The organism is Chloroflexota bacterium (genome assembly GCA_015478725.1).
Classification (GTDB): domain Bacteria; phylum Chloroflexota; class Limnocylindria; order Limnocylindrales; family CSP1-4; genus C-114.
In genome coordinates this window covers 1-13325 of the sequence record JADMIG010000045.1, presented here as the reverse complement: position 1 = coordinate 13325, position 13325 = coordinate 1, and the positions used below count along the sequence as shown (strand labels likewise).

Here is a 13325-nt window from a genome sequence, read left to right as displayed (position 1 = left end):
TTCCGGCAGATGGCCATGAGGCGGGCGTTGGTCTGCATGTCGGTGACCGCTGGCCATCACCCGCGCATCTGGCAGGAACCACGCACCGGCCCGGCCCGATCCACGCTCACGTCTGCGGGCGCCGCGTGGGGAGTCGGTGACCATCGCCCGCCTGGGGGTCAGCTGTCAGGAACGGCGTGCCGCGACATACCCTCGCCCAGTGGAACCGGATCCGGCGAGCGCCCGCGGTGATCGAGCTCGAGCGCCTCGTCCACTTGGCCATGGAACTCGGTAGAGTCGAACCCTCTGTGGGAGACTAGGCACGGGCGAGTGGCGGAATGGCAGACGCGCCGGCCTTAGGAGCCGGTGCCGCGAAAGCGGCGTGTCGGTTCGACCCCGACCTCGCCTACCAGATCCTCCGGTATGCGAACCGCAGCCGGCACCCGGTACGTCGGCCGGATGTCGTCGGGCGAGATGACCCGGATCTCGCCGATCAGGAGGCGCAGGAGCGCCTTGGTCCGGGCTCGCTGTCCCTGCCGCAGGACCTCGCCCAAGGGCCTGACTGAGCGCCCACGACACGACGAGTCCTTGATCAGCGCGAAACTCGGTCACGCTGCGCTTCAGGGTACGAAGGACAGTCACGTCTGCGCCGGCTCGCCGCACTCACGCGACCGCCCGCGACATCGTGCCGGTGCGCACCACTCGCAGCTGGCCCGCGTGCGAAGGGAGATGTACCTCCGCCTGCGCATCGAGCAGATGGGCGATCGAGACTGGCTCGTCGATGCGCACGCGGTTGCCGTCCTCGACCCGTGTCGGAAAGCGGCGAACGGCAGTCGCGTCGTCGACCAGCCCGGCCAGCTGCATGACTTCAACCGCAGATCGGCGCGCTTCGTCAACGAGGCAGACCCAGTCGCCGGCCGCCTGCACGATCGCCTCCAGGTACGAAAGACGTACGGCCGGTCGGTTGTCGTAGGCGGGCTCTCGGCCGCTCAACGCTTCAGCGAGGTGCGCCGCGATCAGTCGGTTGTTCGCGATGATGTGGGCCACCACCATCTGGGGCGTCCATTCGTCCGAGGGGCGAGCCGCTGGTCCTGTGCCTTCTGCCGCCGCGAGGAACCCGTCAAAGGCTTGAGCGAGCCCGCGAAGGTCCATCTGGATGGCGCTCCTTTCTGCTCGGGTTAGGCGGTGCTGCCGCCTCGCAGGCGCCTCCCTCAACCGGCCTCTGAACCGACCGCCGGAACGCTGAACTCGTCGAGGAAGTACAGCTCGCGCGGGCGGGCCTCCCACTGCGCGAAGGGGACATCGACGATCGCCGCGCCCATGGTCGGTCGGGCTGCCGCCAGCGCCTCGCGCGACTCCCAAACCGACATCGCCACGACCCGCGACTCATCGCGCCAGGTGCGCACCTCGACCAGCCCAGGCACACGGGCAAGGGTCTCGCCAAGCCCTGCCATTGCTCCGAGAAGGTCGTCGAGGTGTTCAGGCTTGGGGTGGTGGATCGCGAGGAACAGGTGCTTCATCCTGGTTGACCTCCGTTGCACGAACTGCCCGCGGTGGCTTGTTCGGGGTGTCGCGCCAGCCAGCGCTCTTCTTGGAGGGCGGATCGGCTACTTCGAAACCACCTCCGCTTCTGTCGCCGCCACAAAGTCGCTCAGGATCGACGCCCAACCGGCCTCGTACCCGCCAGCCTGGCGCGTGGCCGCTGCGATCTGTTCCGCGGTCAGCCGCTCCCAGCCACGGTGTTCGAGTTCGACGCGGGTCAGAGCAGGGCCGAGGGGGCGGAAATGAACCTCGACCTCGGTGGCCCGGGGGAGAATCTCCCAGCTGATTGCGAAGCGGGCCGGGGGCTCCCAGGCGAGGACGTGGCCCCAGTCGACGGTGCGGCCATCTGCCCAGGTCTCGAAGACCCGCCCGCCCAGGCGCGGCTCGAAGGTGACCTGCACGACCTGCTCCTGGCCGAGCGAGAAGGGGCGAGTCGGCCACCAGCGGCCGATCTCGCGCACGAAGACGCCAAACGTGTGGTCGAGGTCGCTGCGCACGGTCACCGCCTTGCGGATCGGCGCAAGCACGGTCGCCTCAGGCATGCTTCGGCTCCGCCCAATCAGCGGCAGAGAGGTCTTCGGCTGACCCCGCCCACCCCGCCTCCGCCTCCACGAGCGCGCGCGCAGCCTCCAGGCTCTCGCCCCACAGCTCGTCAAGGTAGGCGCGCAGCTCCCGCAGCCCGTCCGGGCTGGCCCGATAGAGCCGCCGCACCCCCGCCCGTCGCTCGCGCACGAGGCCCGCCGCTTTCAGTAATTGGAGGTGCTGCGAGACGGCCGAGCGGGTCACCGCGTAGTGGGCGGCGATCTCGCCTGCAGGGAGCTCCCGATCGACGACCAGTTGGAGGATCGCCCGGCGGCGTGGCTCGGCGAGCGCCCGGAGCGTCTCGTCGAGCGCCGCCTCCGAGCGCGGCTCCCTCACGCCCACAGCCCGACCGGGTTGCCGTCCGGGTCGGCGAAGATGGCGATGCGCCCGTAGCCGGAGGGCAGGTCCATCGGGGGGAGGAGCGTGCGGCCGCCGAGCTGCTCGGCGCGGGCCAGATACGCCGCAAGATCAGCGACCCGCAGGTAGATCTTCACCCCCGAAGGGAACGCCTCGCTGGCCTGCCCGATCCCGCCGCCGACCGCCCCCTCGCCTGCCCCGGTGTCGACGAGCGCGTAGCCCGTCAGCGAGGGGTCGGCATCGATCTTCCAGCCGAAAAGCTCGCCATAGAAGCGCTGTGCGCGGGCGCTGTCAGGTGAGATCACCTCGAAGAACGCGATCGGGGCGCCCATGGTCGTGCTCCTTCTGCTACGCCAACGCCGTTGGTCACATCGGAATGGCTGGAAGTTAGCATCTGCTTTCGTAAGTGTCACCTATCAGACGGGCCCTTGTCAAACGGGCCCGGCGGACGTGACGGAGTCGAAGGGCACCGCGTACGTCACGTTCCACGACTACGACAGCGGCACCCAGATCCGCGCGGCCCTCGCGACGAATGGCGCGCATCCACGCCCGCTCCGGGTCGAGGATCCGTCCTCGCTCCCGACCGGCCTCTCGCCCTACGAGCGGGTCTGCTTCGAGGCAGCCGTGGCGGCCGATCCGGCGACGGTCGCTTGGCTCGGCGCGGACGCGAGCACCGCCGCCCGGCTCGAGTTCAGCGGGTTCGCCGTGGCCCCGTGTCCGAGCGAGCCCGGCTTCTGCGGCTCCGCTGTGGTCATGAGCCCGAACGCCTCCTACCCGTCCCCGCCGCACGTCACGGTGGACCTGCGGACCGCGCGCGTCATCCGCTACGGCGGCTGAGCATCGCTGCTGGAGCGGTCAGTCCGTCGCTTCCACACGCTGACCGACACCTCGCTCCACGGTGCGGTCCTGAGGGCCGCAGCCGTGGCCCCCTCGGTAGGGATCAGCTCCCGAACAACTCGGCCTGCTCCGCCGCTTGCTTCGTGACGATCCGCTCCGCTTCCTGATACGTCGAGAGGACGAACGGTGGCAGCTGCGGCTTCTTCCCCTCCTCGAGCAACTCGCGGATGCTGAGGATCTGGATCCGCGGGTAGTCGCGCTTCCAGAGCTCCGAATGAAAGAGGCCGGCGGTGTCGGCCTCGAGGCGCATCTCGCGTGACGGTTCCTCGAGCGTGATGAAGAGCCCGATCGAGCCCTTCTCCCGGTCGAGCGTGCCCTTGAGATCGCGGAGCATCGCCGAGGTCACGTGGCCGCTCTTCACGCTCACGAGGACCGAGTGGAGCTCGCGGTTGAGGTCGGTGAACGTGATGAGTCCGTCGATGCCCCGATCGGCGCCCTTCTTCTCGACCCCACCGAGCGGTTTCGCGTCGACGAGGTTGAGTGCCCACCACTGGAACTGGTAACGACCATCCGGCGATGCGGCGAGCTGGCGGGCGCCCTCGACCTCCGTCGGCTGCCCGATCACCTCCACTTCGAGGAGCCCGAAGCTGTCCTTGAGCCGGGCCCGCATGACGGCGATCGAGAGGTACGTGATGTCGATGCCGATCCAGCGCCGATCGAGCTTCTGGGCGGCGACGAGCGCCGTGCCGCAGCCGCAGAAGGGGTCGAGGACGAGGTCGCCTGGGTTCGAGGACGTAGAGACGATTCGCTCCAAGAGCGTGAGCGGCTTCTGGGTACCCCAGCCGAGTCGCTCCTTGGCCTGCGAGTTCACCGGAGCGATGTCGTCCCACACGTCCTGAATTGGTCGGCCGGCCGACTCGTCGAGGTACCGCTTGAATCGTGGGACCGCCCCCGGGCTTGGTTGAATAATCCGGCCCGCGTCGATCAGCTCTTGCATCCGGTCGCGGCTGTAGCGCCAGTACCGCCTGACCCCCATCACCTCGTACTCGGGATTCCCTTTCGCCGCTCCTCCGGGCCCGGTGATGTTGTCCAACCCGTAGCGCCGTCCGGAGCCGGGTTCCACGTGCGGGTAGTGCGAGGCCGCGTAGTCTGCCCCGAGCGGTTCGTAGAGCTGATTCCACAGGTACAAGTCGGATTTCGCGTAGACGAGGACAACGTCATGAAGTCGGCCGAAGTGCCGTGAACCTTGCGCTCGGTCGCTGTGGGCGGTCGAGCGTTTCCAGATGATCTCGTTGACGAAGTTCTTGGGGCCGAAGATCGCGTCGAGGACGAGCTTGAGGTAGTGACTTGCTGTCGGGTCGCAGTGCAGGTAGAGCGAGCCCGTGGGCTTGAGCACACGGCGGAGTTCCACGAGCCGAACGGCCATCTCGACGAGGTAGGCCATCATCTGGTTCTCGCCCACGCCGGCCCGGAGGGCGGCGACGATCGTGCTCACCGTGTTTGGGACGCGGCCCTCGTGACGGGCCGTGTTCGTCAAGTACGCGTACGTCGCCTCGGCGGATGGGCCCCAGTGCCACGTGTCCTCGAAGGCGAGAAGCTGCGCGTCGCTCTTCCGTCCCGACTCGTCCTTGAAGATGACGTTGTAGTCGCGGTTGCTGTTGAACGGCGGATCGAGATAGACGAGATCGACCGACTCGTCCGGGATGTACCGCCGAAGGATGTCGAGATTGTCCCCGTAGTAGAGAACGTCCGTCTTCACGGTCGGAGCGTAGCAGGCACCGGATAGAACACCGCGTCGGTTGTCTCAGACAAAGGGCTACGGCTCATGCATCCGCCTGCGACGGCTCTTCGCCCCTGGCGGCGCGAGACGCCTCCCGAGGGCCCACTGGTAGGCGCGACTTCCCTGCTTGAGTTGCGCGGCGGCACGATCGTCATAGAAGCCGAGCTCGCGCAGGAGGAGACCCGTCATTTTCGGAGAGGCCTGAACGGCGCGACAGACGACTCGCCGAGGATCCGCTCTCAGTTCCAGACGCCTCAAGGGTCATGCCCTGCTCTTTCGGCGCGCCAGACACGCAGGAGCCTGCGCCGGGAGGGCCTCGTTCCGGGACGGTTACAAGGGTGCCTCAGATGTGAGAATGCCTCCGTGAAGGACGACGAGGAGCATGGCCACGCGAACGATCCGACCGAGGACGAGTCGGCTGGTAGGGCACCCTTGACCAGGGAGGAGATCCTCCGAACGAGACTCACGGTGTACGCGTTTCCGGAGTTCGACCTCTCGGTCTCAGCGTGGTCGCACGCACAGTCTGTGGCGATGATGGGCGACGCCGTTGCCGCGGGCATCGACGATCGCGAGTTCGCTGTGCGAACGCTCGGCCGCCAGATCGTGGCACCCAGGGGTACTGGGGCCAATGAACTCCGGAGCTGGGCCGACGACCGCCTGCAAGCGCTGCTGCGTGCCTTCCTTGACCGAGCCACCACGCTGTTCTCGATCGATGCCGAGGTAGCGTCGTTCGAAACCCTCCGGGCGGCCGTCCGACGCCGACGGGAGGAAGAGGAAGCCGCATATGCACCGCTGCTCGCGCAGATCAAGTCGATGGCGACGCTGCCTCCGGGGATGCTCGCGGCGCTCGAACAGACCCAACAATCCCTACCGCTCGTCACCGAGACCATCGCGGCAGCCGCGGCTCAGGCAGAGCGAGCGGTGGCTCAGTTCCAAGTTACGCTCGCCCCAATCCTCGACAGGATCACGGTTGACTACGCGGCGGCGTTGCGGATCCTGGCGCCGGACACACAGGCCGAAGAGCAGGTGCGATACCTATTGACCCGCGGCTGGTACCCGTCGCCCGAGATGCCATCCTACGATCCTGAGATTGCCCGACTGGCAGCCGCGGGCAACATCGTCGAGGTCGACAGGCGCATGGCGAACTTCGCCGAACGCCGGCTCGGCCACGTGGCAATACGCGTCCGGTCGAGCTTCCCGGCTCGCGCCCCATTCGTTGAGGACGCGGTCTGGGCTCATCGGAATCGCCGGTACACATTGACCGCTCCCGCGCTCCTCGCCCAGGCGGATGGAGCTTTCTACGACATCATCGGGGAGCAACTCTATCGAAAGGGAGGCACAGCTGCGCGTGAGGCGTTGAATCACCTGTTCGTGCTGCGGGGCACCGAGCAATGGTGGGCCCGGACCGTTCTGCTTCCCATCGATGAAGGTTCGAGCCTCGTCGTCAACACAGCCCAGCGCACTACTCATCGGCAAGGCGATCCCGACTACGGCCCATTGAACCGGCACGGAGTGCTGCACGGTGTCGATCTGGACTATCCGACCCGCGAGAACTCGCTCCGTGCGTTCACGCTTCTCGATTACCTATGCTGGCTCTCGCAGATCGTGCAGCCATAGCCACGACACCCGATGGGGCGGGATGGCGCGTCCGGAGTTTGTTGATGCCGCACTCGCCGCGATCGAGCGTGGCGGGCGGGGGCCATGCTTGCAGGAGTCAAAGGCGACTGTTGCATGTGCGCCGGGGCGGGAGTCTTGAGGCCGAGGCAAACATAGGACCTCCGTCCGGGGCAGTTCGTCGCGCCGTGTCGATGAGCACGAGAACGAGGCCACGGGCGGCGCTCCTCTTTCGGGACGGCTCGAGGTGCAGGAACCTCCCGGCCACAGTCAGGTCGTCGGACCTCGCACGCAACGTCTCCGACCGACCATGTAGACCAGAGGCCAGCGGCGAGAGGTCGCGGATAATGGTGGACGCGATGCGCACCAAGCGCCCTCTTACCTCACCTGGACCGAGCCAGTTCGCCGATTACGTGGAGTCACGCCCGCCGCAGCTTGGGTGTTGGCGAGATGGCGCACTCGGCCTGTACCCGATGCTCGCTTGGCTCAACACGCACCCGGTCGTGGAGCAGCGAAAACGCATCGCGACCGAGGGCCCCCTCTTCGCAGCGTTCGCGACGACCCGCGCCCACCACAATCAAGTCGGCGTCGCCGTGGGGTGGACCACCGAGCACATGACAGGATCGCGGCGCGCACGCGCCTCCACCGAACAGGAGAGGGTCGCACTCTTCGATCTCGCGGGGCGTCATTGGTTGATCCGGAATCTCCTGGCCGAGGTCCGTCAGGGCGTCCGCCGGTATGAGGCGGACGGGACACGGATCGTTCTGAGGTACGACGGGGACAATCGTCTTGACGCTCTCGACCGCCTCCTCGGTCTGGTCGACGACCTTGATTCCATCGCCGACCCACCCACCTTTGCGGACGGGCGCCTCCCCCGGTGGCTGGCAGGAGGAGGTCGGGACGTTCCATGGCGCAAGGTCCCTTTGTGGGCCAAGGAGCAGTACCGAACATTCGCGGCGCGCCTCATCGATGGCTACCCCAGCTATCTGCCCGGAGATCTCGATGTAGGCGGGTTCACCATGGCTGAGGCGACCCGGGTCTGGGTCGAGCTGATGGCTCGCGGTGCCCAAATGCACGCTTGCACGCTGCATGGTTCTGTGAACGCGTCTGTCGTCGTGCCGATGCTGGTCGCCGGCGACTTGATCGACGAACTCGCCGAGGCTTCCGCCGTCGATGTCCAGCGAGTCGGCGCGCTGGCGAACCTGCTCACCCTCGACCTCCGTCGCCGTCCCGATCCCTGTCTGACCCCGCTTGTTCCGATCGCCGGGGATCGGCTGGTGCCGATGAGCAGCCTGATCATTCCGTCGTCGCCGATCCGCAATCTGACGGCTCTCCTGCAGCGTGATCCAGCCTCGTTTGGCAAGGCCGGGAATTTGCTCGGCCTGCTCGGCGCACGAACGACGGCCGCCACGTTGGGCCGACTCTCGGGCGCGCGCGTGGAGACTGGCGTGAAGGTGTTACGCGACGGCGGCAGCCAGGCGGGCGATCTCGATGTGGTCGCCTACGACCCATCGGAAGGCACGATGGTGATCTTCGAGGTCATGTGGCAGATCGACCCTGACGGATCAGCAGAGGTCGCTCGATCGGAGGAGCGGGCCCACGAGAAGCGAGCGCAGGTCGCTCGCCTTCGATCGGAAATGGATGGCGGCCAGGCCACTGCGCGGTGGCCCGCTAGCTGGCCGGACTGCAGCAGCGTGCGGGCACGCTGGTTCATCGTCACGCCGAACGTCCTGCCGGTGCGAATCGTCGAACCGGATGGGATCACCATCCGGTCACACCAGATGCTGGCTCGAATGCTTCGTGCGGGTGCCTCCGTGTCGGATCTCATCAGGCTGCTCGATGACCCGCCTCATCCGCCATCCGAGCTCTTGCAGACGCAATGGAAGCGGGTGCGCTACGGGGACTACCGAGTGGAGTTCGATTCGATCGTGGCTTGAAAGGACTCCATGCCGGGCGCGGCGCGCGCACGGTCAGTGCCGACGTGGCATACGGAGCTGGGGCTCGGTCGGGCCCCGCGGAGCGTCGCGCTTGTTACCTCGACCTCAAGTCCATCCGCCCCGACCAGATCAGATGCGCTGACCTGGCGAGCCACTGCTGGTGATGGCCGGCTTGATCCCGCCGCGCGGTTCGTGCACCGACGACCATGCACAGCGTCCACCCGGGCCGAACGCCCGGCGACAGCGCGGCCCGGCGTCCGGCTCAGCGGGCCGGGCTCGGGCGTCCGCCCATCAGGCCGGCCCGGACCGGGCCGGCCCGTATACTTCGGCCCGATGAACGTCACCTCGATCCCCGCTCCGAAGAGTTCCATCGTCCTCACCGTCGAGCTCCCGCCCGAGCGACTCGATCGCGCCGTGGACGAGGCCGTCCGCCGCCTGTCCCGCCGGACGAAGGTCGCCGGGTTCCGGCCCGGCAAGGCACCCCGCGCGGTCCTCGAGCGGGTCCTCGGGCCCGAGGCGGTCCACGACGAAGCGGTCGAGCACCTCGTCTCCGACGCGTACCGGGCGGCGATCCTCGAGCAGGATCTCGTGCCACTGACGAGACCCGAGGTCGAGGTGGTGCGGGCCATCGCGGGCGAGCCGGTGGTGTTCACGGCCACCGTCCAGGTGCGCCCGGAGGTGACCCTCGGCGACTACCGGAGCTTCACGTTCCGGCCGGAGATCGAGGCGATCGACGACGCGAAGGTCGCCACGGTCCTCGACGAGCTGCGCGACCAGAACGCGGCCCTGACCCCCTCCACGGAACCCGCGAAGAAGGGCGACTACGCGATCATCGCCTATCGCGGTACCCGGGACGGCGAGCCGTTCGAGGGCGGCAGCACGGAGCGGATGCCGCTCATCATCGGGAACGAGCGGCTCATCCCAGGCTTCGAGGACCACCTCGTGGGCATCCGGGCGGGGGGATCGACCGCGTTCGACATCGACTTCCCGACGGACTACGCGGAGCCGGGTCTCGCTGGCCGGACCGCCCACTTCGAGGTTGACCTGCGGGAGCTGCGGACCAAGGTCCTGCCCGATCTCGACGACGAGTTCGCCCGATCCATGGGGGAGTATCCGGACCTCGCCGCGTTCCGGGTGGACGTTCGCCATCGCCTCGAGCGGAACGCGCTCGACCGGGCTCGCCATGGATTCAGCGACCGGATCATCGACTACGCCGTCGCGAACAGCACTCTCGAGCTCCCGGACGTCCTCGTGGACCAGGAGATCGAGGTGATGCACGACGAGTTCCGCTCCTCGCTCGTCCGGCAGGGGATCACCGAGGAGGCGTATCTCAAGGTCGTGAAGCAGACGGAGGCGGACCTCCATGCGGAATTTCGGCCACGGGCCGAGGGTCGGGTGAAGACGCTGCTCGTCCTGTCGAAGATCGCCGAGACGGAAGGCGTGACGGTGGACGAGGCGACCATCGAGACGGAGATCGCGGCCGCCCGGGTGCGGTATCGCGGGGAGCCGAAGCTCCTCGCGTACTTCGAGTCGGACCGGGGTCGCGCGTTCCTCCGTAGCACGCTCCGCCGGAGCCAGACGGTGGAGCGACTCGTCGACGAGTGGCTCGTCGCCCATCCCGACCACCCGCCGATCCCCCACGCCGAGAGCGACGAACCGGCCGCAATCAGCCTCGAATCCGCGGCCGCGTCGGCGGCGATCGGAGCGACCGACCCGGACGCGGGCCCGGCCGCCGAGCCTCGCTGACCCCGGCCCTCATCCACTCGACCTGCCAGAAGCTCAGGACTGGAGACCGCCGATGCTCGTGCCGATGGTCATCGAATCGTCGAGTCGCGGGGAGCGCGCCTACGACATCTACTCGCGGCTCCTCCGGGAGCGGATCATCTTCCTCGGCGATACCGTCGAGGATCACGTGGCGAACCTCGTCATCGCCCAGCTCCTCTTCCTCGACTCCGAGGATCCGGAGAAGGACATCTACCTCTACATCAACTCGCCGGGTGGCATCGTCACGGCGGGTCTGGCGATCTACGACACGATGCAGTACGTCCGCTCACCCGTCAGCACGATCTGTATCGGCATGGCGGCGAGCATGGCGTCCGTCCTCCTCGCCGCCGGGGCGCCGGGCAAGCGCTTCTCGCTCCCGAACAGCCGGATCATGATCCACCAGGGGTCCGGCGGATTCCGCGGCAACACGCCGGACGTGTTCATCCAGGTGAAGGAGCTCGAGCAGCTCAACGAGCGGCTCCACGAGATCCTCGCCCACCACACCGGACAGACGGTCGAGAAGATCCGCAAGGACACGGATCGTGACTACTTCATGGCTCCCGAGCAGGCCCGGGAGTATGGCATCATCGACGCGGTGTATTCGACGGCCGGTGACCCGCTGAGTCTTCGTCGGAGCGGTGCCGGAGCCGCCACGGAGACGGACGCGATGGTGGGTCCCGCCGAAGCGCCGGCTGCGGCGACGGCGAAGAAGCAGGCAGGGCCGGGAACGGGACGATGAGAGGGACGCGCGAGTGACCTCGACGAGCGGCGCGAAGGGGCCCAAGGTCCCGTACCGCTGCAGCTTCTGCGGCAAGAGCCAGGAACAGGTCCGCAAGCTCATCGCGGGCCAGGGCGTCTACATCTGCGACGAGTGCATCAACCTCTGCCAGGAGATCATCGAGGAGGAGATGCTCGAGGCGCCGAAGGCGAAGCCGTCGAGCACCAAGCTCCCGAACCCACGCCAGATCACCTTTTCCCTCGATCAGTACGTGATCAGCCAGGAGCGCGCGAAGAAGGTCCTCTCGGTCGCCGTCTACAACCACTACAAGCGGATCAACGCCGGCCATGCCGTCGACGAGGTGGAGCTCCAGAAGTCGAACGTGCTCCTCGTCGGGCCCACCGGCTCGGGCAAGACGCTCCTTGCCCAGACCCTCGCCCGCGTCCTCGACGTGCCGTTCTGCATCGCCGACGCGACGTCGCTCACGGAGGCGGGGTACGTCGGCGAGGACGTCGAGAACATCCTCCTCAGGCTCATCCAGGCGGCGGACTTCGACGTGGCGCGGGCCCAGCGGGGGATCATCTACATCGACGAGATCGACAAGATCGCCAGGAAGGCGGATAACCCCTCGATCACACGCGACGTCTCCGGCGAGGGCGTCCAGCAGGCGCTCCTCAAGATCCTCGAGGGAACCGTCGCCAACGTCCCGCCCCAGGGCGGCCGGAAGCATCCGCACCAGGACTTCATCCAGATCGACACGACGAACGTCCTGTTCATCTGCGGCGGCGCCTTCGACGGTCTCGAGAAGATCGTCGAGGAACGGGTGGGCAAGCGCGGGATCGGCTTCGGAACCGAGACGGCGGTCTCGAAGGCGGACCGGTCGAAGATCCTCGAGCGACTCATGCCGGAGGACCTCCTCAAGTTCGGGCTCATCCCGGAGTTCATCGGCCGCCTGCCGGTGATCGTCACCCTCGCGACGCTCACGGCGGAGGATCTCGTCCGCGTGCTCACCGAGCCGAAGAACGCGGTCACCCGCCAGTTCCAGCGGTTCCTCCAGCTCGACAAGGTGGAGCTCGTGTTCACCCCGGGCGCGCTCGTCGCCGCCGCCGATGTCGCCCTCGACCGAAAGACCGGGGCACGCGCCCTCCGCTCGATCGTCGAGGAATCGCTGCTCGAGGTGATGTTCGACATCCCGGAGCGGACGGACATCCGCAAGTGCATCATCACCGAGGAGACGATCCGCCAGGGCCGCCCGCCGCTCCTCCTCACGAAGTCCGACGTGGATCAGGGCGTCGACGAGACGAACTACGAAGACTGGCTCGCCGAACGGGGCGAGACCGCCTAGACGAGGTTCCAGGGGTCCCGAGTTTGCCGGGGCCGCGGGGTGCGGGGCCGGGCGCTCGACCGCCCCGGCGCGGTCGAGGCCGCCAGATGGGCTGACTCCCGGCTGGCGGGACCTATCCGGATGTGATGCGGCCGGCGGTGCCCTCGGGGCGGCCATCGCTCGTCGAGTTCGCATTCCAGCTGCGCGATCTCCCATCTGGTGGGCGTTGGCCGAAGTCAGACGACCGGGCCCCCAGCCCGGCAGGCGACCGATCCGGATAACGCCCACCGGGCGGTAGATGGCCGAAGTCCGGCAGGTCCGGGCCGCGCGGCGGTCAACCGCCCGACGGTTCCCAGCCGGCCACCGCGAGCTCGAAGCCCTCGAATTCGAACGCGGGGCTCACCGTGCAGCCGACGAGCGTCCACGATCCGAGCGAGCGCGCCGCCTGCCACGAGCCGGCCGGCACCGTCGCCTGCGGGCGCTCACCTGCCGCGAGCTCGACCCCGAGGATCGTCCGTGCGGCAGCGCGGCCGTCGGCGGCGATGCCGAGCTCGAGCGGGGATCCGGCGTAGAAGTGCCACGTCTCGTCGGCGTCGACGCGGTGCCAGGCCGATCGCTCGCCTTGGCGCAGGAGGAAGTAGATCGCCGAGCTCGTCGCGCGACCGCCGTCGACCGCCGTCGTTCGCCACGTCTCCGCGTACCAGCCACCCTCCGGATGCGGGCGCAGCGAGAGGCGCGCGATGATGTCGTCCGGGTCGGTGTCTTCGTGGGTCATCGCCGTCCAGCGTAGCGCGTGGCGCGTGGCGACCCGCCCGGAGCCGGGCTCATGGCGGGGACCCGGAGCCGGGCTCATGGCGGGGACCCGGAGCCGGGCTCATGGCGGGGACCCGG

The 13325-nt window shown here is 67.9% G+C and carries 14 protein-coding genes and 1 tRNA gene; 7 read left to right on the top strand and 8 right to left on the bottom strand.

Translation table 11 applies throughout. From position 1 onward, the window contains the following. Nucleotides 1-303 precede the first annotated feature (303 nt). A tRNA-Leu gene (locus IVW53_14835) sits at nt 304-391 on the top strand. Nucleotides 392-642: 251 nt separating this feature from the next. Here the strand turns inward: IVW53_14835 and IVW53_14830 are convergent. The 5 genes from IVW53_14830 to IVW53_14810 all read right to left on the bottom strand — a co-directional run bounded on the left by IVW53_14830 (nt 643) and on the right by IVW53_14810 (nt 2792). Then, nucleotides 643-1131 carry a hypothetical protein gene (locus tag IVW53_14830; protein ID MBF6606841.1) on the bottom strand — a complete coding sequence of 163 codons (489 nt, stop codon included), beginning with the start codon at nt 1129-1131 and terminating at the stop codon, nt 643-645. A 59-nt stretch (nt 1132-1190) separates the two neighbouring features. Beyond that, a complete protein-coding gene (locus IVW53_14825) occupies nt 1191-1499 on the bottom strand; it encodes an antibiotic biosynthesis monooxygenase (GenBank protein MBF6606840.1) in 309 nt (102 codons plus the stop codon). Nucleotides 1500-1586: 87 nt separating this feature from the next. After that, nucleotides 1587-2063 (bottom strand): SRPBCC domain-containing protein, encoded by a 477-nt coding sequence (locus IVW53_14820; protein ID MBF6606839.1) that lies wholly within the window; start codon nt 2061-2063, stop codon nt 1587-1589. After that, nucleotides 2056-2439 carry a winged helix-turn-helix transcriptional regulator gene (locus IVW53_14815; GenBank protein ID MBF6606838.1) on the bottom strand — a complete coding sequence of 128 codons (384 nt, stop codon included), beginning with the start codon at nt 2437-2439 and terminating at the stop codon, nt 2056-2058. The genes IVW53_14820 and IVW53_14815 overlap by 8 nt, the downstream gene beginning before the upstream one ends. Beyond that, nucleotides 2436-2792 carry a VOC family protein gene (locus tag IVW53_14810; protein ID MBF6606837.1) on the bottom strand — a complete coding sequence of 119 codons (357 nt, stop codon included), beginning with the start codon at nt 2790-2792 and terminating at the stop codon, nt 2436-2438. The genes IVW53_14815 and IVW53_14810 overlap by 4 nt, the downstream gene beginning before the upstream one ends. Before the next feature lie 118 nt (nt 2793-2910). Between IVW53_14810 and IVW53_14805 the strand changes: the two genes are divergently transcribed. After that, entirely contained in the window at nt 2911-3297 is a 387-nt protein-coding gene (locus IVW53_14805) for a hypothetical protein (GenBank protein MBF6606836.1), read from the top strand. 103 nt (nt 3298-3400) lie between these two features. Here the strand turns inward: IVW53_14805 and IVW53_14800 are convergent, their stop codons facing one another. Continuing rightward, nucleotides 3401-5056: a restriction endonuclease gene (locus IVW53_14800; GenBank protein MBF6606835.1), complete on the bottom strand. Its 1656-nt coding sequence runs from the start codon at nt 5054-5056 to the stop codon at nt 3401-3403. A 57-nt stretch (nt 5057-5113) separates the two neighbouring features. Beyond that, nucleotides 5114-5266, bottom strand: a complete 153-nt coding sequence (locus IVW53_14795; protein ID MBF6606834.1) for a hypothetical protein — start codon at nt 5264-5266, stop codon at nt 5114-5116. Nucleotides 5267-5545: 279 nt separating this feature from the next. On the opposite strand from IVW53_14795, the gene IVW53_14790 reads away from it, so the two are divergent. The 5 genes from IVW53_14790 to clpX all read left to right on the top strand — a co-directional run bounded on the left by IVW53_14790 (nt 5546) and on the right by clpX (nt 12455). Next, complete coding sequence (locus IVW53_14790) at nt 5546-6694, top strand: hypothetical protein (GenBank protein MBF6606833.1); 1149 nt, start codon at nt 5546-5548, stop codon at nt 6692-6694. 356 nt (nt 6695-7050) lie between these two features. After that, entirely contained in the window at nt 7051-8628 is a 1578-nt protein-coding gene (locus IVW53_14785; GenBank protein ID MBF6606832.1) for a hypothetical protein, read from the top strand. A 333-nt stretch (nt 8629-8961) separates the two neighbouring features. Further along, nucleotides 8962-10374, top strand: a complete 1413-nt coding sequence (tig, locus tag IVW53_14780; protein ID MBF6606831.1) for a trigger factor — start codon at nt 8962-8964, stop codon at nt 10372-10374. A 52-nt stretch (nt 10375-10426) separates the two neighbouring features. Further along, nucleotides 10427-11131 carry an ATP-dependent Clp protease proteolytic subunit gene (locus IVW53_14775; protein ID MBF6606830.1) on the top strand — a complete coding sequence of 235 codons (705 nt, stop codon included), beginning with the start codon at nt 10427-10429 and terminating at the stop codon, nt 11129-11131. Between the two features lie 13 nt (nt 11132-11144). Continuing rightward, nucleotides 11145-12455, top strand: a complete 1311-nt coding sequence (clpX, locus tag IVW53_14770; GenBank protein MBF6606829.1) for an ATP-dependent Clp protease ATP-binding subunit ClpX — start codon at nt 11145-11147, stop codon at nt 12453-12455. A 313-nt stretch (nt 12456-12768) separates the two neighbouring features. Here clpX and IVW53_14765 read toward each other — a convergent pair whose 3' ends face one another. Beyond that, on the bottom strand, nt 12769-13209 hold the full coding sequence (locus tag IVW53_14765; protein MBF6606828.1) for a cupin domain-containing protein: 441 nt from the start codon (nt 13207-13209) through the stop codon (nt 12769-12771). Nucleotides 13210-13325: the final 116 nt, after the last annotated feature.

Excerpts from the sequence above, each read along its gene's own strand:
- IVW53_14785 (MBF6606832.1), top strand. The coding sequence starts at position 7,051 with ATGCGCACCAAGCGCCCTCTTACCTCACCTGGACCGAGCCAGTTCGCC.
- IVW53_14830 (MBF6606841.1), bottom strand. The coding sequence starts at position 1,131 with ATGGACCTTCGCGGGCTCGCTCAAGCCTTTGACGGGTTCCTCGCGGCG.
- tig (MBF6606831.1), top strand. The coding sequence starts at position 8,962 with ATGAACGTCACCTCGATCCCCGCTCCGAAGAGTTCCATCGTCCTCACC.
- IVW53_14775 (MBF6606830.1), top strand. The coding sequence starts at position 10,427 with ATGCTCGTGCCGATGGTCATCGAATCGTCGAGTCGCGGGGAGCGCGCC.
- IVW53_14795 (MBF6606834.1), bottom strand. The coding sequence starts at position 5,266 with ATGACGGGTCTCCTCCTGCGCGAGCTCGGCTTCTATGACGATCGTGCC.
- IVW53_14820 (MBF6606839.1), bottom strand. The coding sequence starts at position 2,063 with ATGCCTGAGGCGACCGTGCTTGCGCCGATCCGCAAGGCGGTGACCGTG.
- IVW53_14765 (MBF6606828.1), bottom strand. The coding sequence starts at position 13,209 with ATGACCCACGAAGACACCGACCCGGACGACATCATCGCGCGCCTCTCG.
- IVW53_14810 (MBF6606837.1), bottom strand. The coding sequence starts at position 2,792 with ATGGGCGCCCCGATCGCGTTCTTCGAGGTGATCTCACCTGACAGCGCC.
- IVW53_14825 (MBF6606840.1), bottom strand. The coding sequence starts at position 1,499 with ATGAAGCACCTGTTCCTCGCGATCCACCACCCCAAGCCTGAACACCTC.